Annotated in this window: 26 protein-coding genes; 8 read left to right on the top strand and 18 right to left on the bottom strand. The window is 62.1% G+C overall.

Annotated features, from left to right (window positions below; all coding sequences use genetic code 11):
- Position 1: 1 nt before the first annotated feature.
- The 5 genes from phnK to phnG are packed head-to-tail and all read right to left on the bottom strand — an operon-like array spanning position 2 to position 3,798.
- On the bottom strand, positions 2-772 hold the full coding sequence (gene phnK / locus SJY36_RS01950; RefSeq protein ID WP_005851310.1) for a phosphonate C-P lyase system protein PhnK: 771 nt from the start codon (positions 770-772) through the stop codon (positions 2-4).
- Complete coding sequence (locus SJY36_RS01945; RefSeq protein WP_386172692.1) at positions 769-1,638, bottom strand: alpha-D-ribose 1-methylphosphonate 5-phosphate C-P-lyase PhnJ; 870 nt, start codon at positions 1,636-1,638, stop codon at positions 769-771. The genes phnK and SJY36_RS01945 overlap by 4 nt, the downstream gene beginning before the upstream one ends.
- Entirely contained in the window at positions 1,635-2,783 is a 1,149-nt protein-coding gene (locus tag SJY36_RS01940; RefSeq protein ID WP_386172690.1) for a carbon-phosphorus lyase complex subunit PhnI, read from the bottom strand. The genes SJY36_RS01945 and SJY36_RS01940 overlap by 4 nt, the downstream gene beginning before the upstream one ends.
- Entirely contained in the window at positions 2,783-3,343 is a 561-nt protein-coding gene (gene phnH / locus SJY36_RS01935; protein WP_386172688.1) for a phosphonate C-P lyase system protein PhnH, read from the bottom strand. Before phnH ends, SJY36_RS01940 begins: the two co-directional genes overlap by 1 nt.
- Positions 3,343-3,798 (bottom strand): phosphonate C-P lyase system protein PhnG, encoded by a 456-nt coding sequence (phnG, locus tag SJY36_RS01930; protein ID WP_386176419.1) that lies wholly within the window; start codon positions 3,796-3,798, stop codon positions 3,343-3,345. The genes phnH and phnG overlap by 1 nt, the downstream gene beginning before the upstream one ends.
- Positions 3,799-3,900: 102 nt before the next feature.
- Between phnG and phnF the strand changes: the two genes are divergently transcribed.
- Complete coding sequence (phnF, locus tag SJY36_RS01925; RefSeq protein WP_005851300.1) at positions 3,901-4,614, top strand: phosphonate metabolism transcriptional regulator PhnF; 714 nt, start codon at positions 3,901-3,903, stop codon at positions 4,612-4,614.
- A 12-nt stretch (positions 4,615-4,626) separates the two neighbouring features.
- On the opposite strand, the gene SJY36_RS01920 is transcribed toward phnF, so the two are convergent.
- The 8 genes from SJY36_RS01920 to SJY36_RS01885 form a co-directional block, all read right to left on the bottom strand.
- Positions 4,627-5,241: a chloramphenicol acetyltransferase gene (locus tag SJY36_RS01920; protein ID WP_197145897.1), complete on the bottom strand. Its 615-nt coding sequence runs from the start codon at positions 5,239-5,241 to the stop codon at positions 4,627-4,629.
- Positions 5,241-6,539 carry a phosphonate ABC transporter, permease protein PhnE gene (gene phnE, locus SJY36_RS01915; RefSeq protein ID WP_064216357.1) on the bottom strand — a complete coding sequence of 433 codons (1,299 nt, stop codon included), beginning with the start codon at positions 6,537-6,539 and terminating at the stop codon, positions 5,241-5,243. The genes SJY36_RS01920 and phnE (SJY36_RS01915) overlap by 1 nt, the downstream gene beginning before the upstream one ends.
- Positions 6,536-7,420: a phosphonate ABC transporter, permease protein PhnE gene (gene phnE, locus SJY36_RS01910; protein ID WP_005851294.1), complete on the bottom strand. Its 885-nt coding sequence runs from the start codon at positions 7,418-7,420 to the stop codon at positions 6,536-6,538. The genes phnE (SJY36_RS01915) and phnE (SJY36_RS01910) overlap by 4 nt, the downstream gene beginning before the upstream one ends.
- Before the next feature lie 71 nt (positions 7,421-7,491).
- Positions 7,492-8,403 (bottom strand): phosphonate ABC transporter substrate-binding protein, encoded by a 912-nt coding sequence (phnD, locus tag SJY36_RS01905; RefSeq protein WP_386172685.1) that lies wholly within the window; start codon positions 8,401-8,403, stop codon positions 7,492-7,494.
- Positions 8,404-8,471: 68 nt separating this feature from the next.
- The gene (phnC, locus tag SJY36_RS01900; RefSeq protein ID WP_037943147.1) at positions 8,472-9,281 is read right to left on the bottom strand and encodes a phosphonate ABC transporter ATP-binding protein; all 810 of its coding nucleotides are present in this window, start codon (positions 9,279-9,281) and stop codon (positions 8,472-8,474) included.
- A gap of 99 nt (positions 9,282-9,380) precedes the next feature.
- Complete coding sequence (gene dut, locus SJY36_RS01895) at positions 9,381-9,830, bottom strand: dUTP diphosphatase (protein ID WP_039912208.1); 450 nt, start codon at positions 9,828-9,830, stop codon at positions 9,381-9,383.
- Positions 9,831-9,894: 64 nt separating this feature from the next.
- Entirely contained in the window at positions 9,895-11,088 is a 1,194-nt protein-coding gene (gene coaBC, locus SJY36_RS01890; RefSeq protein WP_386172682.1) for a bifunctional phosphopantothenoylcysteine decarboxylase/phosphopantothenate--cysteine ligase CoaBC, read from the bottom strand.
- A gap of 107 nt (positions 11,089-11,195) precedes the next feature.
- Positions 11,196-12,083, bottom strand: a complete 888-nt coding sequence (locus tag SJY36_RS01885) for an RNA polymerase factor sigma-32 (protein ID WP_005851286.1) — start codon at positions 12,081-12,083, stop codon at positions 11,196-11,198.
- 172 nt (positions 12,084-12,255) lie between these two features.
- Between SJY36_RS01885 and SJY36_RS01880 the strand changes: the two genes are divergently transcribed.
- A complete protein-coding gene (locus tag SJY36_RS01880; protein WP_005851284.1) occupies positions 12,256-12,837 on the top strand; it encodes a histidine phosphatase family protein in 582 nt (193 codons plus the stop codon).
- A 120-nt stretch (positions 12,838-12,957) separates the two neighbouring features.
- Positions 12,958-14,472, top strand: a complete 1,515-nt coding sequence (locus SJY36_RS01875) for a YifB family Mg chelatase-like AAA ATPase (protein WP_180828650.1) — start codon at positions 12,958-12,960, stop codon at positions 14,470-14,472.
- Here the strand turns inward: SJY36_RS01875 and SJY36_RS01870 are convergent.
- Genes SJY36_RS01870 through rsmI form a run of 4 tightly spaced genes read right to left on the bottom strand, consistent with a single transcriptional unit; the run spans position 14,438 to position 17,597 of the window.
- Positions 14,438-15,355, bottom strand: a complete 918-nt coding sequence (locus SJY36_RS01870) for an alpha/beta hydrolase (RefSeq protein ID WP_386172679.1) — start codon at positions 15,353-15,355, stop codon at positions 14,438-14,440. The two genes, SJY36_RS01875 and SJY36_RS01870, sit on opposite strands and share 35 nt — an antisense overlap.
- Positions 15,352-16,287, bottom strand: a complete 936-nt coding sequence (gene gshB, locus SJY36_RS01865) for a glutathione synthase (protein ID WP_386172678.1) — start codon at positions 16,285-16,287, stop codon at positions 15,352-15,354. Before gshB ends, SJY36_RS01870 begins: the two co-directional genes overlap by 4 nt.
- A gap of 58 nt (positions 16,288-16,345) precedes the next feature.
- On the bottom strand, positions 16,346-16,735 hold the full coding sequence (locus SJY36_RS01860) for a YraN family protein (RefSeq protein ID WP_386172676.1): 390 nt from the start codon (positions 16,733-16,735) through the stop codon (positions 16,346-16,348).
- 1 nt (position 16,736) lies between these two features.
- Complete coding sequence (gene rsmI / locus SJY36_RS01855; RefSeq protein WP_386172674.1) at positions 16,737-17,597, bottom strand: 16S rRNA (cytidine(1402)-2'-O)-methyltransferase; 861 nt, start codon at positions 17,595-17,597, stop codon at positions 16,737-16,739.
- Positions 17,598-17,686: 89 nt separating this feature from the next.
- On the opposite strand from rsmI, the gene SJY36_RS01850 reads away from it, so the two are divergent.
- The 3 genes from SJY36_RS01850 to murJ all read left to right on the top strand — a co-directional run bounded on the left by SJY36_RS01850 (position 17,687) and on the right by murJ (position 23,369).
- Complete coding sequence (locus SJY36_RS01850; protein ID WP_386172672.1) at positions 17,687-18,871, top strand: penicillin-binding protein activator; 1,185 nt, start codon at positions 17,687-17,689, stop codon at positions 18,869-18,871.
- Between the two features lie 13 nt (positions 18,872-18,884).
- Positions 18,885-21,668, top strand: coding sequence for a [protein-PII] uridylyltransferase (locus SJY36_RS01845; protein WP_037964853.1), 2,784 nt, complete (start codon positions 18,885-18,887; stop codon positions 21,666-21,668).
- 108 nt (positions 21,669-21,776) lie between these two features.
- A complete protein-coding gene (gene murJ / locus SJY36_RS01840) occupies positions 21,777-23,369 on the top strand; it encodes a murein biosynthesis integral membrane protein MurJ (RefSeq protein WP_037964850.1) in 1,593 nt (530 codons plus the stop codon).
- Positions 23,370-23,456: 87 nt separating this feature from the next.
- Here murJ and SJY36_RS01835 read toward each other — a convergent pair whose 3' ends face one another.
- Entirely contained in the window at positions 23,457-24,143 is a 687-nt protein-coding gene (locus SJY36_RS01835) for a rhomboid family intramembrane serine protease (RefSeq protein ID WP_386172669.1), read from the bottom strand.
- Positions 24,144-24,218: 75 nt separating this feature from the next.
- Between SJY36_RS01835 and trpS the strand changes: the two genes are divergently transcribed.
- Both trpS and SJY36_RS01825 read left to right on the top strand, forming a co-directional pair.
- Entirely contained in the window at positions 24,219-25,235 is a 1,017-nt protein-coding gene (gene trpS / locus SJY36_RS01830) for a tryptophan--tRNA ligase (protein WP_005851266.1), read from the top strand.
- Positions 25,236-25,372: 137 nt separating this feature from the next.
- The gene (locus SJY36_RS01825; protein ID WP_386172667.1) at positions 25,373-26,479 is read left to right on the top strand and encodes a class II histone deacetylase; all 1,107 of its coding nucleotides are present in this window, start codon (positions 25,373-25,375) and stop codon (positions 26,477-26,479) included.
- Positions 26,480-26,487: the final 8 nt, after the last annotated feature.

The following is a 26,487-nucleotide window of genomic DNA, read 5'->3' as shown; positions in this document are numbered from 1 at the left end:
TTCATACCTGTAGGACAGAGGAAACAAGAAGCTGCGTATAGGCATGCTGCGGATCGTCGAGCACCTGATCGGTCAGCCCGCTTTCGATCACATGGCCGTCTTTCATGACCATCAGCCGGTCGGCCAGCAAACGCACCACAGCCAGATCATGGGTGACGATTATGGCGCTCAACCCCATCTCGCGCACGAGCCCCCGCAGCAGGTCCAGCAACCGCGCCTGCACGCTGACATCCAGACCGCCGGTGGGTTCATCCATGAACACCAACCGCGGGCCTGTCACCAGATTGCGCGCGATCTGCAAACGCTGTTGCATACCGCCAGAGAACGCCGTGGGCCGGTCATCAATGCGGTCAGCGCTGATCTCGACGCGGCCCAGCCAGTCGATCGCCTTGTCGCGGATGTCGCCATAGTGGCGGGCGTTCACGGCCATCAGCCGCTCGCCCACATTGCCGCCTGCGCTGACATTCATGCGCAACCCGTCGCGGGCGTGCTGGTGCACAAAGGCCCAGTCGGTGCGCGACAACATGCGGCGTTCAGGCTCGCTCATGGTGACCGTATCGCGCAGGCCCTCGGCGCGGGTGTCGAAACGGACGGCCCCGGCGTCGGGCTGCAAATGCCCTGCCAGACAGTTCAGAAGCGTCGACTTGCCCGACCCGCTTTCCCCGACGATGCCCATCACCTCGCCCGGATAAAGATCAAACGACACGTCGGTGCAGCCGATCCGCGCGCCATACATCTTGGCGATGCCTTCCACTTGCAACAAAGGGGTCATGCCGCGTCCTCCGCCAAGGGGGCGCCCTGCGCACCCAGATGCCCCGCCGCACGCCGCGCGCCGCAGTAATCCGTATCCGAACACATGAACATCCGCCCGCCGGCGTCATCCATGATCAGCTCGTCCAGATAGCTGTCCGTCGCGCCGCATAGGTCACAGGCATGATCCGCCTTGGTCGGCTCGAACGGATAATCGTCAAAGTCCAGACTGACCACCTGCGTATAGGGCGGCACCGCATAGATGCGCTGTTCGCGGCCTGCGCCGAACAGTTGGATACCCGCCATCTCGAGCTTGGGGTTGTCGAACTTGGGGATCGGGGACGGGTCCATGACATAGCGCCCTTCGACCTTCACCGGATAGGCATAGGCCGTGGCAATCGCGCCGTGCTGGCTGATGTCTTCGTAAAGTTTCACGTGCATCAATCCGTACTCCTCAAGGCTGTGCATCTTGCGTGTCTCGACCTCTGACGGTTCAAGAAACCGCAGGGGTTCGGGGATCGGCACCTGATAGACAAGGATCTGGTCTTCGCGCAGGGGTGTTTCGGGGATGCGGTGACGGGTCTGGATAACGCTGGCCTCTGTGGTGGCCTCGGTCACGGCGACACCCGCCGTTTTCTCGAAAAACCGCCTGATAGAGACTGCATTGGTCGTATCATCGGCGCCCTGATCGATCACCTTGAACCGGTCCCCGGGCGTCAGAACCGCTGCCGAAACCTGCACACCGCCCGTGCCCCAGCCGTAGGGCATCGGCATCTCGCGGCTGGCAAAAGGCACCTGATACCCCGGTATCGCCAGTCCTTTCAGTATAGCGCGGCGGATCATGCGTTTGGTCTGCTCGTCCAGATAGGCGAAGTTATAGTCGCTCATGACGCCACCCCTTCCTTCATTTTGCCCTTTAAACTCCCCCCGGAGGGGCCCTCCCCCTCGGCCTGTCCCGCCGCTTGCTCTGACGCCTGCGCCTCGCGGCGCAGTTTGCGGATCAGCTCCAGTTCGGATTGGAAGTCGACGTAGTGGGGCAGTTTGATATGCTCCAGAAACCCCGTCGCCTGGATGTTGTCGGCGTGATACAGCACGAATTCCTCGTCCTGCGCGGGCGCGCCTAGGTTATCCTCGCCCAGTTCTTTCCAGCGCAACGCGCGGTCGACCAGCGCCATAGAGATCGCCTTGCGCTCCGTCATCCCGAAGACCAGCCCGTAGCCGCGCGTGAATTGCGGCGGTTCGGTTTTCGAGCCTTTGAACTGGTTGACGGTTTCGCATTCGGTCAGGGTGATCTCGCCGATGTCGATGGCAAAGCCGAGCTCGGGGATCTCCATCTCGACCGCGACCGCACCGATGCGCAGCTCTGCCACAAAGGCGTGGTTGCGCGCATAGCCCCGTTGGGTGGAATAGGCCATGCCAAGGATAAACCCCTCATCCCCCCGTGTTAGAGCCTGCAAACGCAGGGCACGGCTCGCCGGAAGCTCCAGCGGGCTGCGGGTCAGATCGTCCGGTGTGTCCGCCGCTGCGGGTTCCGACTGGATCAGATCCTCGCGATCAAGGAACCCCATGATATGCGGCGTTTCGCCTGCATTAGGCTCTGTTTGCGGCATCTCGCCAAGGGCGCCATCGGCGGCGAGTTTGAAGTCCAGCAGACGGTGGGTGTAGTCAAATGTCGGTCCCAGCACTTGCCCGCCGGGTGCATCCTTGAACGTTGCAGACACGCGGCGGTCGCAGGCCATGGTGGCCGTATCCACCGGGTTAGAGCCGCCAAAACGCGGCAACGTGGTACGGTAGGCGCGGATCAGAAAGATCGCCTCTATCAGATCACCGCGCGATTGTTTGATCGCCAGCGCGGCAAGGTCGGGATCATACAGCGACCCTTCTGCCATCACCCGATTAACGGCGAGCGTCATCTGCTCGCGAATCTGGTCTACCCCCAGTTCCGCCACATCACGGTCCCCGCGCCGTTCCTCGGCCAGCCAGGCATGGGCGTTGTCGATGGCGCTCTCGCCCCCTTTGACAGCAACATACATCAGCGAACCCTCGTCGTGCGCGGCAGCGCGGCAAGCCGGTTTGCGCAGGTGAAAATGAAATCCAACCCCAGCGGGAACAGCGCGGCGTTGCGTTGGAACGCGGCAGTATCCGGCAGCGACAGGCTGGCGGTATCCTTGATGCCCGGCCCGCTTAGGGTCGCACCCAGAGACGTGAGGTCTGGCATCTCGACAACCACCGTCGCTGACCGGTCGGGATATTCGGCGGTGCCGATGGAAAATTCGCAGAGCGGGAGATCATCCCAAGCCCCGACGGCAAACATCGCCTGTGCGGGCGGCACAAAGGGCGCGCCGGTCTGAAAGGTGATCCAATCGCGCACGTCTTGGGTGTCAAAAGTGGTGCCGAGATAGATTGGCGTATCGGGATCACACAGCGTCAGGATCGCGGTGCCCGCCGCCGCGCCAAGCGGGGCGGGCGGTGTGGCCCCAGAGACGTCACAGATCGTCCCCGGGCGCGCCATCGCGGTCATCAGCCCGCGAAAGGCGCGGGCGGCGTCGATCGGGGCGTCGGTAAAGCCGCCCTCCAAAGCATGGGTCTGCATCAGTCTTCCCCTCGTACCATTGTAAAGAAATCCACCTTGGTCGCCGCCGCCTTGGCCGCGCGGGTGGCCTTGGCCGTGTCACGCCCCTTGCGCAGGGGCGCGAGGATCGCGGCCCCTACCTGCGCCGCCGCGTCGGTTTGCATCAGCGCGTCAATCAGCGCCGTCTGCAGCGCGTGGTCCTTGCTGCGGCCCTGCACATAGCCGTGACCCACCGTACCGCAGCCCAGTTTGACAGATGCACGGGTGACGGACATCTCGCCAAGGTTGAACGCGGCGCCGGCAGCCCCTGCCCGACCGCGCACCATTACGCCGCCAATTTCCGGCGCGCGCAGAATGCTGTGATCAGGGTGGGTGCCATAGGCAGCCCAAAGACGCGCGACCTCGGCGGCGGGGGATTTGGCAAGCAGACCCAACCATGCCTTACGAGGCGCATGAGGGTCGATTTCTGAGTTCATCATATTCATCTAGACACCTTTTCGAGTTGTCTATACAACTAGACAAATACTACCTGTGACACCGATCAGCGCCAAGCCCTCCTTTTGCGAAATATTTGTGACATGCCCCAACGCACCCCGATCTGGACCGCCATCGCCCATAGCCTGCGCAGCGACATCGCAGCGGGTGTCTACGGCCCCGACGACAAGCTGCCGACCGAAAGCGCGCTGGCGGCGCGGTTCGGGGTGAACCGGCATACGGTGCGGCACGCGATCAAGGCGCTGGCGGGCGAAGGGCTGGTGTTGCCGCGGCGCGGTGCGGGGGTGTTCGTGACCTCGACGCCCACCGATTACCCCATCGGCCGCCGCGTGCGGTTTCACCAGAACCTGTCGGCGCAGGGGCGGATGCCAAGCAAAGAGTTCCTGACGTTGGAAACCCGCACCGCGCGCCCCGAAGAAAGCGACGCACTTGCGCTGGCGCAGAACGCACAAGTGCAGGTCTGCGAGGGGCTGTCCTTTGCCGACGGTCAGGTGATCGCCCTGTTTCGCAGCGTCTTCTCTGCCGCGCGCTTCCCCGACATGCTGGCGCATCTTGAACAGGCGCAATCGGTGACGGCAGCGCTGCGGCTCGGGGGCGTGACGGATTATACCCGCGCATCAACCCGCATCAACGCCAAGCTCGCCAGCGCCACCCAGGCGCTGCACCTACGCGTGGCCGAGGGCGCGCCGATCTTGCGCACGATCAACCTGAATGTGGATGATCAGGGGCAACCGCTGGAATACGGGCGCACGTGGTTCGCGGGGGACAAAGTGACCCTGACACTGGCAGACACCTGAAATCCCGTGGGGTTATTCGTAGCGCTCCAGAAACGCCTCGGCTGACAGCGCGCGGAAATCATCCAGCGCGCGGTGCAAGGCGTCATGGGGCCAGTCCCACCATGCCAACGCCATCATCCGGTCAGCGATGCCCGCGCTGAACCGCGCCCGCAGCGGCACCGCGGGAATACCCGCGACGATCATATAGGGGGCGACATCCTTGGTCACGATGGCCCCACCCGCGACGACCGCGCCATGGCCGATCGTTACCTCTGGCCGCACCTGTGCGCCATTGCCAAGCCATGTGTCATGACCAAGGGTAACGCGCCGGCTGCGACGGTGTGCGAACCAAGCGTCATCGTCAGCCGCGCCGTCAAAGTAGTCGCCCGCGCGGTAGTGAAAGTGATGCAGGCTGGCTTTTTCCATCGGGTGGTCTGTGGCCCCGATCCGTACATAGGCCGCGATGTTCGAGAATTTACCCACGGTGGTGTTGGCAATGTCGGCGTAGCGGTCGCAATAGCTGTAATCGCCAAGCTGGCTGTGGGCGATCCGCGACCCGCGCCCGATCTCTGTATAGGCTCCGAATGTAGCATCTTTGATCTCGCAGTCGGGGTGGATGAAGGGGCTGTCGGCAGTCAGGCGCGGCATCAGTGACCGCCCTCGTCACCGTTGATCAGCTTGCGGCGCAACCAGCCCGAGAAACTGTCCATCGCCATGACCATGAGCACGATCAGCACGATATAATAGGTCACCTCTTCCCAGTCCTTCTGGGTGGCAATCGCTTGCGTCAGCAGCAGACCGATGCCGCCGCCGGTGATCGCCCCGATGATCGTCGCAGAGCGGGTGTTGGATTCAAGGAAATAGAGGACCTGGCTGAGCAGCACGGGCACGATCTGCGGCAACACCCCAAAACGGTAGCGTTGCAGCGGCTTGGCCCCGGTAGAGGCGATACCTTCGATCTGTTTGCCGTCCACATTCTCCAGCGCTTCCGAGAACATCTTGCCGAAAGACCCCGTATCGGTGAGCAGGATCGCCAAGGCTCCGGTCAGCGGCCCCGGCCCGAAGGCGCGCGACAGGACGATGGTCCAGATCAGCCCGTCGACACCGCGCAGGAAATCGAACATCCGCCGCGCGGCAAAGCGCAAGGACCGCAGCGGGGTAAAGTTTTTGGCCGCAAGAAACCCCAGCGGCAGGGCGATGATCGCCGCGCCGAATGTGCCCAGAAAGGCCATCAGCAAAGTCTCGTAAAGCGCCCAGGCCACATCACTGTGCCGCCACATGCGGTTGGTCCAGAAGTCATGGAAGATCGCACCCGCTTCACCGCTGAACGCGCGGCCCATCAGCGCGACCGGGCCCAGCCCGTGATAGGGGCTGTCGAGCGTGAAGAAGAACAGCTCCCACCCGTAGTCGTATTTGAACACCTCGGTCCGGTTGCGGGTGATCGTCAGCCGCCCTGCCTCCGTGTTGATCATCACGCGGTTTTTGGACGCGCTGATATAGTCAGGCACATCGCCGGGCGGGAATGTCGCCTGAACACCGCGCTGCCCCGGCTCGGCCACGACCGTGCCATAGCCCGGGATGTCATAGCTGACCTGCGGGCCAAAGGTCACGATATGCCCGCCCCCCAGATCCGCGACAGGGCGATCCCCCAACGTGACCCAATCGGGGGCCGTGCCGGCTTCATATGCTCCCTTGCGCTCGCCTTCGATCGCGACGGAAAACGCGCCGTCGCGGTTGTCCTGCGTGACATGGGTCTTGTAGCTATAGGCATCGGCCACCAGCGTGCGGGCATTGCCCACGTTGATCCGATCCCCCAGCCCCGGAATATCGAAGGCAAAGAAGATATAGACGAAATAGGCCAGAACGATCACGGGCAGCGCCAGCGCAGCCATCCGCTTGCGCGAGAAATGGACCATCGTCTGGGTGTGAAGGGCGGTCGCGGTCATAGGGTCACCTTTGCGCTCGGCAGGCCGTGGGTCAGACGGTTACGGAAAACGGAAGAAAGCTGGTCGACGATCACAATCGTCAGGAACAGCAGCAGGAAGATGGCAGCGGCCTCGTCGAATTTGCCCTGCCCCCAGCTCATGGTGTTGCGCAGGTCATAGCCGATGCCCCCCGCCCCGACGAAGCCAAGGATCGCAGAGGCGCGGATGTTGATCTCGAACCGCAAGAGCGCATAGCTGATGTAGTTCGGGGCCACCTGCGGGATCACGCCAAGCCACATGCGCTGGCTCCACCCCGCCCCGACAGAGGCAAGCCCCTCTACCGGTTTGAGTGATGCGTTTTCATTCACCTCCGAGAACAACTTGCCCAAGGCACCGATGGTATGCAGCGCGATGGCGATCATCGCAGGCACCGGCCCGCCCCCCAGAAGAAAGATCAGCACCAGCGCGATGACAATCTCGGGTATGGCGCGCAACAGATCCAATACGCGGCGCAAAGGGCCCACGAGCCACGGCACCGGGGCCAGCCCGCGTGTGACCATCAGCGACAAGAACAGTCCGACCATCGCCCCCAGCAGGGTCGAGGCGGCGGCGATATTCACCGTCTCTATCAGCGAGGGCAGGTATTTCGCCATATAGCCGGGCAACAGGTGCCCGCGTTCTATTGCTTCGCCGATCACATCGGCGGGGAAATCCAGAATATTCGGCAAGCCGTCCCAGAACCCGCCCGCATTGCGGTTGCCTGCGGTGTTAAATCCACCCACCAGCAGCGCTACGAAGAGGATCAGCAGCACCAGATTCATCCAGCGTTTTGATCGGGCCAGTGCCAGATAGTTTTCCTGAATCCCTGCCAGATCAGGGTCGGTTTGCGATGTCGCGGTCATGGGAAGCCCTTACGTAAAAATGCTGGCCCCGATGCGGATCGGAGCCAGCGACAGTGCTTAAATCACTTGGATCAATTCGATTTTGCCTTGCGGGCTTCGATGATCGACACATAGGCGTCATGGGTGATCGGATCGAACCCAAGGCTTTCGCCCGCCGCCACGCCATAGGCGCACTCGGGGTCGTTTTCGTGCAGGCTGTCGACCAGCGCGGTCATCTTGTCTTTGACGTCCTGAGGCAGGCTGGTGCGCAGTACGACAGGGCCTTCAGGGATCGGCTTGGAGCGCCAGATTTCCACCAGATCGTTCATATCGACCAGGCCTGCGTCCACGGCCTTGCGCAGCGCGCCGGAGTTGTAGCCGTCTTCCCAGTTGCCCTGACCATCAGCCCAGGTCACGCCTGCGTCGATGTCGCCATTATTGACCGCAACGATGGTCTGCTCGTGACCGCCAGTGAACTTGACCTCGCCAAAATACGCGCCGGAGTCCATGGTGATCTCTTCGCCCATCTGGGGGATCTCGATCGACGGGATCAGATAGCCGGAGGTGGAGTTCGGGTCACCGAAACCAAAGACCTTGCCCTTGACGTCTTCAAGCTTGGTGATGCCGCTGTCGGCGCGGGCAAACCCGATGGAGTGGTAGCCATAGGACCCGTCCACGTTGATTTTCACCAGCACAGGCTCGACCGCTTCGGCGTCTTGCAGATATACCGCAGCATAGGCGGAAGCACCCAACCATGCCATATCCAGCGTGCCACCCAGCAGACCCTGGATAACGCCGTTATAATCGGCAGGGGCGAACAGCTTGGTCGGGACGCCCAAGGCATCCTCGGTCATGGCGCGCATACATTCGTTCGAATTCATCCGGTCCTGCGCGTTCTCGCCACCCAGAATACCGATGCGGAATTCGGAAATGGCTTCGGTTTGGGCCACAGCACCCGTCGCAAGGGCGGTCGTCGCGAAAGCAGCAGCAAGTAGTTTGTTCATCGGTCGTCTCTCTTTTTTGCAGATAGGCCCCCGAGGATCGGAGGCTGGGGATGAAAAGATAATTGGGGTTATTGCGCCGCCACCGTTTCGGGACGGGCGGACAGCGTTTCGATCTGGGTCGATGTCGTTGCTTCGGAAAAGCTGGCATCCGCCCCGTAAATGTCGCGCGCCACACCGGTGGTCAGCTGCGCGGGCGTGCCGTCAAACACGATCCGCCCCTGCCGCATGCCGATCACGCGGTCGCAATAGCGACGTGCGGTGTCCAGCGTGTGCAGGTTCGCGATCACCATGCGCCCGTCTTGTTCGTGGATGTCCCGCAGCGCCTGCATCACCAGCTGCGCGTTCATCGGATCAAGCGAGGCAATGGGTTCATCGGCCAGAATAATCGTGGGGTCCTGCATCAGTGCGCGCGCGATGGCGACACGTTGCTGCTGCCCGCCCGACAGGGCCTCGGCGCGTTTGGGCGCGTGCTCGGCAATGCCCAGACGGTCCAGAATATCGATGGCGCGGATGATGTCGCCTTCGGGGTAGAGGTTGAACATCGTCGCCAATGTCGACCGGCGGTTCAACGTGCCGTGCAGCACGTTCGACACCACATCCAGACGCGGCACCAGATTGAACTGCTGAAAGATCATCGCGCAATGGGATTGCCAGTCGCGCTTCTCGGCCCCGCGCAGCTTGGTGATGTCGCGCCCGTTGACCAGAATCTCGCCCGAACTGGCAGGGGTCAGGCAATTCATCATCCGCAGCAGCGTCGACTTACCGGCACCGGAACTGCCAATGATGCCAATCATCATCGGGCGGTCGACGGAAAAGCTCGCTGCGTGAACGGCTGTATTCGCGCCAAATGTTTTTGTGACGGCTTGAAGCTGAAGCATTCGGTTCCCCTTTTTTCGGGGAACCTAGGGCGGCATTAATTCACATTCGTTTCAGCTTTATGAAAGTTTCACGACAGCGGAACCTTTCACGATCCTCGTCTATTTCAGGCCGGTAGAGCCGAATCCGCCGTCCCCGCGCGTGGTATCGGACAAGGCATCGACCTCAACACAGGCGTATTGTTGAACCTGCGCAATAACAGCCTGTGCGATCCTATCGCCGTGCCGGATAACGAAAGGCGCATCCCCTACATAGTACAGCCCGACCATCACCACGCCGCGGTAATCCTCATCCACCGTGCCGGGCGCATTGGGAATCAGAAACCCGTGCTTCAACGCCAGGCCCGACCGTGGCCGAATCTGCATCTCTGTCCCGCGCGGCAGCTCGACCGAGAACCCGATAGAGATCAGACTGATCTGCCCTTTTACAAATTCCATCGGCCCGTCTGGCAGAAAGGCCCGCAAATCCATACCCGCCGCCCCGGCAGTGGCATAGGACGGCAGCGGCAGATCATCATTGCCGCTGACCCGTTTGAATTTGATCTCGCTCATCATCCGCTCCACCGCACGCGCGCTTTCCAAATGGTTTTAAATCCTCGCCGAAGGCAAGAAAACTCTAGCTCAACGTTTCTGCAATGCGCGCGGCCAACTGCTGTGCCACCTGATCCTTGCCCATACGCGGCCAGCTTTCGGCACCCGCATCCGTGATCAGGGTCACAGCATTTTCCGCCCCGCCCATAATGCCTGTCGCCGGTGAGACATCATTCGCAACGATCCAGTCGCAGCCTTTGCGCAGCCGTTTCGCCGTGGCGTTTTCAACGACGTCATTCGTCTCCGCAGCGAATCCCACGACCAGCTTGGGCCGCCGCGCCCCCGCCGCGCTGACGGTTTTCAGAATATCGGGATTTTCAGCAAAGCTCAGCACCGGCAGCCCGTCTTTCGATTTCTTGAGCTTTCGATCACTGGCGCTGGCCATGCGCCAATCCGCCACCGCCGCGGCGAATACGCCTGCGTCGACGGGCAAGGCGGCCTCTACCGCCTCCTGCATCTGCTGCGCCGTTTGCACGCGGATCACCTCTACCCCGTCGGGCGGGGGCACGTCGGCAGGGCCAGTGACAAAGATCACCTGAGCCCCCAACGCCGCTAGCGCGCGCGCGATCGCTGTGCCCTGCGCGCCCGAGGACCGGTTCGCGATATAGCGCACAGGATCAATCGGCTCATGCGTCGGGCCGGAGGTCACCAGAATACGTCGCCCCTTTAGCGGACCATCGGCCAGCTGCGCCTCAACCGCCGCGACAATCTCAAGCGGTTCGGACATGCGCCCGGGGCCGAATTCCCCGCAAGCCATATCACCATCATTCGGGCCGACCACATGGATGCCATCACCGCGCAGGGTCGCAAGGTTGCGTTGGGTCGCGGGGTGGTCCCACATGCGCACGTTCATCGCCGGCGCAATCAGCACCGGCGTATCTGTCGCCAACAATAGGGTAGAGGCCAGATCATTCGCCACACCGCTCGCCATCTTGGCCATCAGATCCGCCGTGGCAGGGGCCACCACAACCAGATCCGCGACACGGCTGAGCTGGATATGCCCCATCTCGGCCTCGTCGCCCAGATCGAACAAGTCGCGATACAGCTTCTGCCCCGCCAACGCCGAAACAGACAAAGGCGTCACAAATTCTTCGCCCGCGCGGGTCAGCACGGGCGTCACAGTGGCCCCGCGTTCGCGCAGGCGGCGGATCAGATCAAGGGATTTGAAAGCGGCAATGCCGCCCCCGATTATCAGCAGAATATGTTTGCCAGCCAGCATGATCGCCCCCGTCGTCGGTATTCGTTCCGACCATAGGGGGGCGGTTCATTTTCCGCCAGCCCGTTCCTGCGGCAGTGCGCGCAGACAGTGAGATCATATCTGGGGGCTCACATCAGGAAGTGGCGCACCTCGGAGGATTGCGTCTCAAGCGTTTTGCGCATCTTGCCAAAGGCCGCGGCCTCCAGCTGGCGCACGCGTTCTTTCGACAGGCTCAGCTCGGCACCCAGACTTTCAAGCGTGCGTGGCTGATCGCGCAGCTTGCGTTCGCGCACAATGAATTGTTCGCGTTCGTTCAGGGCCTGCATCGCCGACAACAGCCAGCTGCGCAATGTCAGCGTGTCGTGGCTTTCCTCGACACGTTCGGCGGCCTGCGCACTGTCATCGACCAGCGCGTCGATCCACTCGCGGCCCTCGTCCTCGGCCGATTGCGTCGCGTTCAACGAGAAATCAGAGCCGGACAAACGCCCCTCCATCATCTCGACGTCATGCATAGGCACGCCAATCTCGGTAGAGATCATCTGACGCAGCTGATGCTTGTCCAGGGTTTCGCCCGCGGCTTGGGCCTCGCGCTCAAGGCGTGCCTGTACACGGCGCATGTTGAAGAACAGCGATTTCTGAGAGGACGTAGAGCCGGTGCGCACCATCGACCAGTTGCGCATAACGTGATCCTGAATGCTCGCCTTGATCCACCAGACGGCATAGGTAGAAAAGCGCACCCCGCGGTCGGGGTCGAACTTGTCGGCAGCTTTCATAAGACCCAATCCGGCCTCTTGGATCAGATCATTCATCGACGCGCCATAGCGCTTGAACTTTCCCGCCATCGAGATAGCTAGACGCATGTAGGCTGTGATCAGCCGGTGCAGCGCTTCCTCGTCGCGTTCGTCCCGCCAGGCATAGGCAAGCTTCAGTTCTGTCTCCGCATCTAAAAGCTCTGCCTTCATTGCGGTGCGGGTCAAAGAAAATTCACGTGATTGCGCCAGCGTCATGATGTCCATCCCTACTATTGAGGCACATCTGTCTGCGCCTTTTCATCTAAACGCGGAAAACCGCCAGTTGGTTCACGCGGAATCGAAAAAGAATCGGCTTTTTTCCGCGCAGCTTGCTTTGACTTTGTGACAATGACGCTAAATAAATCGCAAACCACTGGGCGAATAAGGCGCGCTGATCATGACTATCTGGCACTGGGTGCGCCACGGCCCGACCCACGAGAAAAACTTTGTCGGCTGGCGCGATGTCCCTGCCGATCTGTCCGATGTCGCACAGCTCGGGCGGCTCAACGCGCATCTTCCGCAGAGGGCCGTGTTGGTATCCTCGGACCTTATCCGCGCTTCTGCCACCGCCGATACGCTAGCCTCTGCCAGCCGCCTGCGCCTGCCCCATGACCGCGACCTGCGCGAGCTTGATTTCGGGCTGTGGGACGGCATGCACGCCCGCGATGTATCGCAAAGCCACCCCGAGCTCAGCCGCGCCTATTGGACCAACCCGGGTGACATCGCCGCCCCCGAAGGCGAAAGCTGGAACGACGCGGCCCGCCGGATCAACGCCGCCGTTGACCGGATCACACAGGCCCATCCGAACACAGACATCATCGCCGTGGCGCATTTCGGCGTGATCCTGACACAGGTCCAGCGCGCGCTTGGCGTGGATGCCCATGCCGCGATGGCCCATAAGATCGACAACCTGTCGGTCACGGATATCCACATCACCCCGCAGGGGTGGGACATCGGCACGATCAACCATCAGGTCTGACGGCCCCGCCCCTACCTTCATTTTGCCAATTAAACTCAAATCCCGCGCTTTCCACGCCCGTTAACGCTTATTAAACACCCCCGCCCTACCCCTGAGGTATCGCAAGACATCAGGGGTAGAATGGTCGCACGGGCATATACGGTCGCATTCCAGGGCATCGACGCGCGCATCGTCGAGGTGCAGTGCGCGCTCTCTGCTGGCATGCCCGCCTTTTCAATCGTGGGCCTGCCCGACAAAGCGGTGTCAGAAGCGCGCGAAAGGGTCCGCGCCGCGCTTGGTGCGATGGCCATCGCCCTGCCCAGCAAACGGATCACGATCAACCTCAGCCCTGCCGACCTGCCTAAAGAAGGCAGCCATTTCGACCTGCCGATCGCGCTAGCCCTGCTGGGGGCGATCGATATCCTGCCGAATGATGTCATCCAAAGCACCGTCGCCTTGGGCGAACTGTCGCTGGACGGGAGCCTGATCCCCGTGATCGGCGCGCTGCCTGCGGCGATGGCTGCGGCGGAAAACGGGCGTAGCCTGCTTTGTCCCGCTGCCTCTGGTGCCGAAGCGGCTTGGGTCGGCAATGCGCAAGTAATCGCGGCCCCCAGCCTCGGCGCGGTGGTGCGACATTATACCGGCCAAACCCCGCTGCCGCCTGCCACACCGGGCGAAGTCTCGCAAAGCCCCAGCCAGCATGACCTGCGTGATGTCAAAGGTCAGGAACGCGCCAAACGCGCCTTGGAAATCGCGGCCGCGGGACGTCATCACCTGATGTTTGTCGGCACGCCCGGCTCGGGCAAATCCATGCTGGCGGCGCGTTTACCCTCCATCCTCCCCCCGCTGACCCCACAAGAAGCGCTCAGCACCTCAATGATCCATTCGCTTGCCGGGCTTCTGGATGACGGCGGCATCTCTCGTCTGCGCCCGTTCCGCGAACCGCACCACACGGCGTCTATGGCGGCGATCATTGGCGGCGGGCGGCTGGCCAAACCGGGGGAGGTCAGCCTTGCCCATAACGGCGTGCTGTTCATGGATGAATTTCCCGAATTCCCCCGCACCGTGCTGGAAACCCTGCGCCAACCCGTCGAGACGGGCGAGGTGATGATCGCCCGCGCCAATGCACATGTGAAATACCCGTGCAAATTCATGCTTGTCGCCGCAGCCAACCCCTGCAAATGCGGCTACCTTAGCGATCCGTCCCGCGCATGTAGCAAGGCCCCCGCTTGCGGAGAGGATTATATGAACCGCGTTTCAGGCCCGCTGCGTGACCGCTTCGACCTGCGCATAGATGTGCCGCCCGTGGGCTATACCGACCTCGACCTGCCCCCCAGTGCGGAAGGCTCGGCGGAAGTCGCCCAAAGGGTGCAAGCCGCGCGCCGCCGCCAGCACGACCGCTTTGCCGACCATCCCACAGCGGCCCTGAACGCAGATGCCGAAGGGGACCTGCTGGAACAGATCGCCGCCCCGGATACAGAGGCGCGACAGCTGCTGTCCCGCGCGGCAGAGCGGTTTCACCTATCGGCACGTGGGTATCACAGGGTATTGCGCGTGGCGCGCACCATCGCGGATCTGGACGGGGCCGGCGACGTGCGCAAACCGCATCTGGCCGAAGCGCTCAGCTTTCGGTTGCCGTCGGTGGCAGTTGCGTGATCCAGCGCGCCAATGCGTCCAGCGTGACCCGCGCTTCGGGCAGGGTGTTGTGGAAGATCGGCCAGACGTGGGGCAGGTCATGCTCCTCTTCCAACGACGCGCTAACACCTTGATCCCGCAAATGCGCTGCCATCCGGCGCGCGTCATCGCGTAGAATCTCTGTGGAACCGACGGTGATCCAGACTGGCGGTGCCCCCGGATAGCTCGCAAGCAAGGGGCTTATATCGGGATCTCGGGGGTCGGCACCTGCCAGATACATCTCTGCCATAAGACCGGCCTGCGCGGCGGGCAATACGGCCTCTCGCGCAGCATTCTCGCGGAAGCTCGCCCCCTCGTGCAGAAAATCGGTCAGCGGTGAAAAGGCAAAAAGCGCCCGCGGCAGGGGGCCACTGCCTGCACAAAGCCGGCTAAGCAGATTGAACGCCAGCGCGCCGCCAGCGCTATCGCCGCCGACAATGATATTCTGCGCCGACACACCGCTGTCGAGCAACGCCTGATAGGCCGTGGCGACATCTTCGATTGCGGCGGGAAACGGCGCTTCGGGGGCAAGACGGTAATAGGGCAACACCGCCTCAGCCCCCAGACGCTGCGCCAAGGCCCCCAGCATCGCGCCGTGGGTATCGGGGCTGCCAAACACGAAACCGCCCCCATGAATGTAAAAGATCACCAGATCAGAGCGTGTTTGCGCAGGGGTCACCCGCAGAACATCGCCCGCGCCAACCAAGCGGCTGCGGGTGATCTGGGTGCCCCGCGGTGCCCGAAACAGCAGCCGCGCGGTCTTCGCAAAATCACGACGTATCTTGTGCACATCACGCGTGCGCGCCAGCTTGCGCTTCTCTACCAAACGTAAATAGCCGTTCAGCAGAGGGCGCAGCACGCTCATGCGCGCTTACGTTCGATCGCTTCCCATATCTTGGCCGCGATATTGGTGCCGTCGAAACGTTCCAGTTCTTGTATGCCCGTGGGGGAGGTCACGTTGATCTCTGTCAGATAGTCGCCGATGACATCGATGCCGACGAAAATCTGCCCCTTCTCACGCAGCAACGGGCCGATGGCGGCGCAAATTTCAAGGTCACGCTCTGTCAGGCCGACCTTCTCGGGGCGGCCGCCCACATGCATGTTCGACCGGGTTTCCCCCTCTGCCGGGACGCGGTTGATGGCCCCGACGGCTTCGCCATCCACGAGAATCACCCGTTTATCGCCCTTGGACACAGCAGGCAGGAATTTCTGTACGATCAACGGCTCGCGCGAGAAACCGGTGAACAGTTCGTGCAAAGAGCTGAGGTTGCGATCATTCGTGTCCAGACGGAAAACACCCGCGCCCCCGTTCCCGTATAGCGGCTTGAGGATGACATCCTTGTGCTTCGCCTTGAACGCTTTGATCGTGTCCAGATCACGGGCGATTGTGGTCGGCGGGGTCAGCTCCGGGAAATCGAGCACCAGCAGTTTTTCGGGATAGTTCCGCACCCAGAACGGGTCATTCACCACCAGCGTTGTCTCTTTCAGACGGTCCAGCAAATGGGTCGAGGTGATGTAATGCATGTCGAACGGCGGATCCTGCCGCAGCCAGACCACGTCGAAATCCGCCAGATCAACCTCGCGTTCAGGCCCCAAGGTGGCGTGATCGCCCTGTACCCTCTGCACGGTCAGATCATGACCCCGTGCGGTTATACGCCCCTCTTGATAGGCGAGGTGATCGGGGGTGTAGTAGAAAAGCGCGTGCCCGCGCGCCTGTGCTTCCTCGGCCAGGCGAAAGCTGCTGTCCGCGTTGATGTTCACGTCCCCGATCGGGTCCATCTGAAAGGCGATTTTCATAAGGGGTCTCCCTGTTGTTCCTTTCTAGATGGCGCAGCAGGGCGTGGGGTGCAATGGGTCAGTCGTGCCCGAAGGCGTTTTCAAGGATCCGCAGGTCACCGGTCTGATCGACCAACGCCACGTCAAACCGCACGTCCGTCAGCGCGCCTTTGGGTTCGCCGCCAATGAATTCTTCGGCGGATCGATAGATACGGCGCATCTGTTTCCGGTTCAGACGCTGCAGGGCGCTGTCATGGCTTTTGCTTTTCTTCACTTCGACAAAGACGATCCCGTCGCCGTCGCGCATGATCAGATCAATTTCGCCCGCCTTACCGCGCCACCGTTCATGTGCCAGATCAAAGCCGCGGCGGCGGTAGTCATCCGAAACCTGCAGTTCAGCCGCACGACCTGCGTGATAGGAAACAGCCCCTTGAACGGATTTCGCCAATGTCGTCAGTGTGTCGGCCATCTTAGGTTTCTTTCCCCAGTTCCAATGCCGCCTGATACACCTGTCGGCGCGGCACATCATATGCCTGCGACACCATATCGACGGCATCGCGCATCGAATTCGTTTCCAATGCGTTCGCAAGGTCAGAGGTTAGATCACTTTCGCTAACAGCCGGTAAACGCCCGCGATCAATCAGCACAACAATCTCGCCCTTCGGGGCTTTACCGCTGTAGTGTTCGGTCAATTCATCCAGGGTACCGCGCTGAATTTCCTCGAACTTCTTGGTCAGCTCGCGACAGACAGCCGCCGGACGTTCCCCGCCCAGCGCCTGTGCGGCATCGCGCAGCATCGCCCCCACCCGCTTGGGTGATTCGTAGAAAACCAGCGTGCCTTGCACCTCTTTCAACTTTTGCAGCGCCGTGAGCCGTGCGCCTTTCGCATTGGGCAGGAACCCTGCGAAAAAGAAGGCATCCGTCGGCAGCCCTGCCAAAGCCAGCGCGGTCAGCACCGCCGAGGGGCCCGGGGCGCAGGTCAGCATGAGCCCTGCCTCGCCCACACCGCGGGACAGTTCGAACCCCGGATCCGCGATCAGCGGCATGCCAGCCTCAGAGGCATAGGCGACGGATTGCCCATCGCGGATCGCGGCGACAAGCTTGTCCTGCACGCCACTGCCCGAATGGTCGTGCAGCGCCACAATCTGCCGCCCGTTGAGAGGCACCCCATGGATATCCATCAACTTACGCAGGCTCCGCGTGTCCTCCGCCGCCAGCACATCAGCCGAGGCCAGCACGTCGAGCGCCCGCAAGGTTATGTCGCGGGCAGAGCCGATCGGCACCCCGACAAAGTAAAGCCCCGCCGCAAGGGGAATCTTTTGGTAATTCAAGCTGGACCCGCCTTTCGCACCCTCTATGATCAGTGCATATGTCCCCGGGGCCATCGCCGCCGACCTGCCACCAATGGAGTGACACTGTTATGATCGCTGTTTTCAACATCCTTCGCAAGCCACTGCGGCTTTTGATCCTGCCACTGATCGCATTGGCGCTTGCCGCCTGTGAACCTGTGGCGATGACCAATATGAACGGGTCCAAGGGCCCCAAAGTCAACTCGAGCAAACCTATTCCGGTGGCCTTGCTGATCCCGCGTGGCGGATCGGCGGCAGATAACCTGCTGGCGCAAGAACTTGAGAATGCCGCGCGTCTGGCGATCCGCGATCTGGGCGGCGTGCAGATTGACCTGCGGGTCTATGGTACGGGCGGCAATGCTGGCACTGCGGGCACCGCGGCGGCGCAGGCCGTCACCGACGGGGCGCAGATCATTCTGGGGCCGCTTTATGGCGAGGCCGCAAATGCGGCGGGCAACGCGGTTGCCGCGCAGGGCGTGAATGTCCTGTCCTTCTCGAACAATCCCAGCATCGCGGGCGGCAATGTCTTTGTGCTGGGTCAGAACTTTAACGACACCTCCAACCGTCTGGTCCGCTACGCCAAAAGCAACGGAAAAGACAAGATCCTCGTACTGCACGGTCAGGATCTGGCCGGCCAGCTGGGCCGCGATGCCATCCTCAAGGCGATTGCCGCAAACGGGGCGACCTCTGCCGGTACGGTTGATTACGCGCTGAGCCAAGAAGCCGTAATGTCTGCCGTGCCGCGCGTGAAAGCTGCCGTAGAAAGCAACGGGGCGAATGCGGTCTTCCTGACGACATCCTCGGCCAGTGCCCTGCCGCTTTTCGCACAGATGCTGCCAGAGGCAGGGATCAGCGGTGCCACCACGCAGTACATCGGTCTGACCCGCTGGGACATCCCGCCCCAAACGCTGGCCCTGCCCGGCGTGCAAGGTGGCTGGTTCGCCCTGCCCGATCCCGGTGCGACAACCGCATTTTCGCAGCGTTATGCCGCAGCCTATGGCGACACACCGGGCCCGATCGCTGGTCTGGCCTTTGACGGGATCGCAGCCGTGGGGGCCTTGGCGAAATCCGGCAAATCCGACGCGTTGTCCGCGGCACGTCTGACCCAAGGCGCGGGCTTCCGCGGGGCGAGCGGCGTGTTCCGCCTCAAGGCCGACGGCACCGCCGAACGCGGCCTTGCCATTGCCACGATCCGCAACCAGCAGGTCGTCATCATCAGCCCTGCCCCCCAAGCCTTTGGCGGGGCCGGTTTCTAAGGGACCGCCTTTTGTGAAACCCCTTGTTGCACCAGCAGAATCAGGTGAGGCCACCGCGCGTCACCTGATCAGCACCCCCAAACGCATCTTTGACGAAGCGGCTGTTTCCGCCGCGCTCAAGGACGTGCTGGACGGTTTGACCGATCCGGCAGAGATTCAGGCCGCCGCCGTCGCCGTTCTGCAAGACGCGCAAAAGAACGGGCGCGCCGAAATCGCCCGCGCCTTCGCGGCGTCACCCTTCAACGCGCGCCCCATGACGTCGGCCTATTGCTACCTCACCGATCAGCTTGTCCGCACGACCCTGCAGATCGCCGGACAACGGCTCCACCCGGTTGAAACGCTTGGCCCGAACGACCGGCTCGCCGTGATCGGCGTCGGCGGGTATGGCCGCGGAGAGATGGCCCCCTATTCTGATGTGGACCTACTGTTCCTCATCCCCCAAACGCCCAGCCAGCGCACTGAAAACCTGATCGAATCCATGCTCTACATGCTATGGGATCTCAAGTTGAAGGTCGGCCATTCCACCCGCACCATCCGCGACTGCGTGACCCTTGGCCGCGAGGATTTTACGATCCAGACAGCCCTGCTGGAGCACCGCTTTATCGCCGCCGATGTGGCTTTGGCGCAGGATTTGGATGAAACGCTCAAGACCGATCTTTTTGCAGGCACCGGTCGCAGCTTTATCGAAGCCAAACTGGAGGAACGCGACGCGCGGCACCGCAAGCAGGGTCTACGTTATGTGGTGGAACCCAATGTCAAAGAGGCAAAGGGCGGCTTGCGCGATCTGCAATCGTTGTTCTGGATCGCCAAACATATCTACAGCGTCGAACATGCCGCCGATCTTGTCGACCGCGGCGTGTTTCTGGAGGAAGAATTCAAGACCTTCGTCGCGGCCGAGAATTTTCTTTGGGCGGTACGCGGACACCTGCACCTCATTTCAGGACGCGCGACCGAACAGTTGACCTTTGACATGCAGGTCGCCGTGGCCGAGGCGATGGGATACCGCGACACGCGGGGCCGCCGCGGGGTCGAGGTGTTCATGCAGGCCTATTTCCGCCATGCCACCGAAGTGGGCGAACTGACGCGCATCTTCCTCACCAAGCTCGAAGCCTTGCACGTCAAGGCGGAACCGCTGCTCGAACGCATCTTTCGCCGTCGCCCCAAGCTGCGCGACGGCTATGAGGTCGTGGGCGGGCGGCTGGCGGTCACCGATGGCAAGGCGTTTATCAGCGACAAGCTGAACCTGCTACGCATCTTCGAAGAGGCATTGCGCACCGGCATGTTGATCCACCCCGATGCGATGCGTCTGGTCAAAGCGAACCTCGCCCTGATCGACGACGACATGCGCAACACGCCCGAAGCGCGGCGGATCTTCCTTGATCTGATGCTGAAACACGGCAACCCCGAACGCGGCCTGCGCCGGATGAACGAACTGGGCGTGCTGTCGGCCTTCATCCCCGAGTTTGAGCCCATCGTGGCGATGATGCAGTTCAACATGTACCACAGCTATACGGTGGACGAGCACACGATCCAGTGCATCACAAACCTTGCCCTGATCGAGAAGGGCGAGCTGGAAGAAGACCTGCCCGTCGCCTCGTCGATCCTGCAACGTGGGGTGAACCGCAAGGTGCTATATGTGGCTCTATTGCTGCATGATATCGCCAAGGGCCGCCCCGAAGACCATTCGATCCTCGGAGCCCAAATGGCCCGCAAGATCGCGCCCCGTCTGGGCCTCAACAAGGCCGAGGTCGACACGGTCGAATGGCTGGTCCGCTACCACCTGCTGATGTCGGATATGGCGCAAAAACGCGATATTTCCGATCCGCGCACCGTGCGGGACTTTGCCAAGGCTGTGCAGACCGTCAAACGGCTTGATCTGCTGTGTGTGCTGACCGTCTGCGATATCCGCGGCGTCGGCCCGAACACATGGAACAACTGGAAAGCCGTACTGATCCGCGGGCTCTACCGGCAAACCAAACGCGCGCTTGAAACCGGGCTCGAAGACCTCAACCGCGAGAACCGCGGCGCGGGTGCCAAAAAGGCCCTGCGTGCGGCCCTCGCCCATTGGCCGCGCAAGGATCTTCAGGCCGAAACCGCACGCCACTACCCGCCCTATTGGCAGGGGCTTCATACGGCCTCTCAGGTGGTATTCGCCGAACAGCTCCGCGATATTCAGGACGGTGAAATCCGCATTGACCTGCACCCTGACGATGACCGCGACGCCACCCGCGCCTGCTTTGTCATGGCTGACCACCCGGGCATCTTTGCACGGCTCGCCGGTGCGCTGGCGCTGGTCGGGGCCAATGTCGTCGATGCCCGCAGCTATACCACCAAGGATGGCTGGGTGACCGATGCGTTCTGGATCCAGGACGCCGAGGGCAACCCCTACGACGTCTCGCGCCTGCCACGGCTGCGGCAGATGATCTCCAAGACGCTCAAGGGTGAAATTCTGGCCCGCGATGCGCTGAAATCCCGCGACAAGGTGAAAAAGCGCGAGAAAGTGTTCAAGGTGCCCACGCATATCACCTTTGATAACGAAGGCTCCGAGATCTACACGATTATCGAGGTGGATACCCGCGACCGCCCCGGCCTGCTCTATGACCTCACGCGGTCGCTGTCTGAATCCAACGTCTATATCGCCAATGCGGTGATCGCGACCTATGGCGAACAGGTGGTCGATACCTTCTACGTTAAGGATATGTTCGGGTTGAAATACTATACCGAAAGCAAACAAAAGACGCTCGAGAAACGGTTGCGCGCGGCGATCATCGACGGCGTTGCGCGGGCACAGGACTGACATCGGCGCTTTCGCGCGGGCATGACGGCTGTGTTCGCATTTCCCTGATTGCGCAGTGCGGCGCCAACGGCTAGGCCATTTGCACCGCAGTTACGGGGCAGCACCACCATGAAACCTATCCGCCTTATGTCCGGCTTCTTCACCGTCGGGATCTGGACCCTCCTCAGCAGGGTCATGGGGTTCGTGCGTGATGTGATGATCGCGGGCTACCTTGGCTCCGGCCCTGCAGCCGAAGCGTTTCTGGTCGCCTTTTCCCTGCCCAACATGTTCCGCCGCTTCTTTGCCGAGGGGGCGTTCAACATGGCCTTTGTGCCGATGTTCTCGAAAAAGCTCGAAAGCGGCGATGATCCGGAAAAATTCGCGCAGGATGCTTTCGTCGGCATGGCGTTCATCCTGACGCTGTTCACCATCATCGGGATCGTCGCGATGCCGGGGCTGGTGCTGCTGATGGCCTCGGGCTTTGCGGGGGACGAACGGTTCGATCTGGCGGTCGAATATGGGCGGCTGGCCTTCCCCTATATTCTGTTCATCTCCCTCGCCGCACTTGTATCGGGCGTGCTGAACGCCACGGGCCGCTTCATGGCGGCGGCAGCAGCCCCTGTGGTGTTGAACGTCATTTTCATCCTCGCCGTCCTTATAGGGGCCGCCCTTGGCCGCGACGGATCAGAGGCGATCGGCATGGGCATCGACAAGGCCCTTGGCCTACAGATCGGCGACACGCTGGCGCTGTCTGTCCCGCTGGCGGGGATCGCGCAACTGGCGCTGGTCTGGTGGGCCGCGAAACGCGCAGGCTTCACACTGACCTTCGGCCGTCGCCCCCGCCTGACGCCCGAGCTGAAACGCCTTGCCATCATCGCCGCCCCTGCGGCCCTGGCAGGCGGGGTTATGCAGATCAACCTGCTGGTCGGCCGTCAGGTCGCCAGCTTCTACGAAGGGGCCGTGGCTTGGCTCAATTACGCAGACCGCCTCTACCAACTGCCCTTGGGCGTGGTGGGGATCGCGATTGGCGTGGTGCTGCTGCCCGACCTGTCACGACGGCTCAAGGCCGGAGACGAACAGGGATCGCACACCCAGATCAGCCGCGCCGCCGAGGTGTCGCTGGCGCTGACCATCCCCTCGGCGGTTGCGCTGATGGTGATCCCCTTCACGCTGGCCACGGTGCTGTTCCAACGCGGGGCCACAACCACAGATGACGCCGCGGCCATCGCCATTGCGGTGGCGATCTACGGGCTCGGCCTGCCGGCGTTTGTGCTGCAAAAGATCCTGCAACCGCTTTACTATGCGCGTGAAGACACCCGCCGCCCCTTCTACTTTGCCGTGGTGGCAATGGTGGTGAACGTGGTACTGGCCGTCGGCCTCAGCCCCGTGATCGGCTGGATTGCCCCTGCCATCGCGACGACATTGGCGGGATGGGCGATGTTTGCCTTGCTGGCCTATGGCGCACGTGGCTTCGGGTTGGCCGCGAAATTCGATGCGCGTTTTCACAAACGCATCTGGCGCATCATGGCGGCGGCGGCGGTCATGGGCGGCGCGCTCTGGATCGGCAATCTGGCCCTGCAACCCCTGCTCGCCGAAGCCTGGTGGCGCGGGGTCGCTCTGGTGATCCTCATTGCCCTGGCGGCCGTCAGCTACTTCGGCACCGGCCAGCTCATCGGTGCGTTCAAACTGGCCGAATTCAAACGCGCCCTAAAACGCGGCTAACCCGACCCGCTTCCAAATGGCATTAAATCCCGGGGGTCAGGGGGCTGGCCCCCTGCCTGTCACGTCTGCCTGTCCCGACTGCAAGCCTCACCGATGCCGAATACGCTCCCGCAGCTTGCTCCATTCGCCCGGCGCAAAAACAAAGCTCAGCGCGAAACCACAGGCAAAGCCCAAAAGCTCCGCCACCCACTGGGTGCCCGCCTCAAAGAACACGCCCCAGATCAGCTGCAACCCCATCAGCACGGCAATCAGGGAAAACGCGCGGTACTGCTGTTCTCCTTGCCCCGCCAGCTTGCGCCACATGACAAAGGAATAGCCGCCGATCAGCCCATAGACCGACGGGTAGGCACCGACCAGCCAGACCGGATCATCCAGCACCAGCGCATAGACCACCGCGCCGAAAATGCCCGACACAAAGAAGATCGCCAGAAACGCCACCTGCCCCATCGCCTCGGCCACCATCTTGCCAAGCGCCAGCAACAGCACGCAGGCAAAGATCGCATGGGTGAACCCCAGATGGATGAAACTATAGCTCACCCCCCGCGACAGGTCGCGCAGGGGAAACTGCATGTTGGCGACCATCCAGTCGAAGACATCGCCCGAAAATCCGAAGTCGCGGATCAAGGCCAGACGCCAGCCCACAGCAGCAGGACCTCCGATGATCCCGGCCTCGGCCAACGACAGCACGACCTCTATCCCCGCCAGCGCCAGAAAAAGCAGCGTGACGGTTGCGGGCATCGGGTTCACGGGGGGGTGAAAATCTGGGTCTTCCATAGGGCCTCCTTGACGGGCATGGTGCGCATGGGTAAGCCCATCTGGCCGTAGTTTCCAGCCTTATCGGAGCATCCAATGACCGACACCTCTTTCACCCCGCGTGTGTTTTCCGGCATCCAGCCGTCGGGCGATTTGCACCTTGGAAACTACCTGGGCGCGCTCAAACGTTTCGCCGATGCGCAGGACAAGGGGGTACAGTCGATCTACTGCATGGTCGATCTGCACGCGATCACCGTCTGGCAGGACCCTGCAGACCTCAAGCGCAGCACGCGCGAGCTTTGTGCCGGTTTCATCGCGTCGGGCATCGACCCCGATAAATCCATCCTGATCAACCAAAGCCAGGTGCCCGAACACGCGCAACTGGCCTGGGTCTTCAACTGCGTGGCGCGCATGGGCTGGATGGGCCGCATGACCCAGTGGAAGGACAAGGCCGGCAAGAACGCCGAAGCTGCCTCGCTGGGGCTCTTTGCCTATCCCGCGCTGATGGCCGCCGACATCCTGATCTATCACGCGACCCATGTGCCCGTGGGCGAGGACCAGAAACAGCACCTTGAACTGACCCGCGACATCGCGGCCAAGTTCAACCATGACTACGGCGTCGATTTCTTCCCGTTGACCGAACCGGTGATCGAAGGGGCTGCGACCCGCGTCATGTCCCTGCGCGACGGGTCCAAGAAGATGTCGAAATCCGACCCTTCCGATGCCAGCCGTATCAACCTGACCGACGATGCCGACACCATCGCCAAGAAAATCCGCAAGGCCAAGACCGACGCCGATGCGCTCCCCTCCGAAGTGGACGGCCTCAAGGACCGGCCAGAGGCGCGCAATCTGGTGAATATCTTCGCCGCGCTGAACGACCAGACCGTTGAACAGGTTCTGGCCGATGTGGGCGGCCAGCAGTTCGGCACCTTCAAACCCAAACTGGCTGAACTCGCCGTCGCCAAAATGGCCCCGATCAGCACCCGCATGGCAGAGCTGATGGCCGACGAGGCAGAGATCGACCGCATTCTGGCCCACGGTGCCACCCAAGCGCGCGAGATCACCGCGCCGATCCTCAAGAAAACCTACGAGATTGTGGGCATGGTGGGCTAAACCAGCCCGCCCCTTCACCCTTTCCCAAATACTCACTCCACAGGTCCCCCCGCAGCACCACGGCTGCGGGCCTTGCCCCCATGGACAATCCTTTAGCGTTTTGCCAGCCTTCGCCCGAACCACGAAGGGGATAGACGATGACCACCGGTTTTTTCATGGATGAACGCTGCTTTTGGCACGCAGGTGGCAACTATGCCTTTACCATGCCCGTGGGCGGCTTGGTGCAGCCGCTGGCCGCGGGCGGCCTGCCGGAAAACCCCGAGACCAAACGCCGCCTGCGCAATCTGATGGAGGTCACCGGCCTGATGGCCGAGCTCGACCTGCGCAGCGCATCGCCTGCATCGCGCGAGGATCTGCTGCGGGTCCATCCGGCTGCCTATCTCGACGACTTCAAACGCCTTTCAGACGCGGGCGGAGGAGAGCTGGGGTTGCGCACCCCCTTCGCCGCCGGCGGGTTCGAGATTGCGGCGCTGTCCGCGGGTCTCTCCCTCGCCGCGGTAGAGGCCGTCGCCAAAGGTGACCTCGACAATGCCTATGCGCTCAGCCGTCCACCGGGGCACCATGCGCTGCCTGATTTCCCCAACGGCTTCTGCCTGCTCGCCAATATCGCCATCGCGATCGAGGCAGCAAAGGCCAAGGGACTGGTGCGCCGCGTTGCCGTGCTGGACTGGGATGTGCACCACGGCAATGGCACCGAGGCGATCTTTTATGACCGCGACGACGTGCTGACGATCTCGCTCCATCAAGAAGGGAATTACCCGCTTGATACCGGCGCGCTGGCGGATCGGGGCGACGGCGCGGGAGCCGGTTACAATATCAACCTGCCGATGCACGCGGGGTCGGGGCATACGGCCTATCTGCATGCGCTCGATCGTGTGGTGCTCCCCGCGCTCGACGCGTATCAGCCCGATATGATCATCGTCGCCTGCGGTTTCGATGCTTCTATCGTGGACCCGCTGGCGCGCATGCAGGCCACAGCGGAAACCTTTGCCGAGATGACACAGCGGATCAAAGCCGCGGCGCAAAAACTTTGCGGCGGCAAGCTGGTGCTCGTCCATGAAGGCGGCTATTCAGAGGCCTATGTTCCCTTCTGTGGCCACGCCACCATTGCAGCCCTCGCAGACAGTGACATCACAGCGCCAGATCCCCATGCGAAGAACTTTCGCATTCGCCAGCCAAGCCCCGCATTCGACGCTTTCCTGCGCGCGTCCATTGACGACATGGCGCAGGAGCTGAACCTATAAGAGAGACC

The sequence above is a fragment of the Sulfitobacter sp. R86518 genome (assembly GCF_042466275.1).
GTDB lineage: Bacteria > Pseudomonadota > Alphaproteobacteria > Rhodobacterales > Rhodobacteraceae > Sulfitobacter > Sulfitobacter pontiacus.
This window is presented reverse-complemented; position numbering and strand designations above follow the sequence as displayed.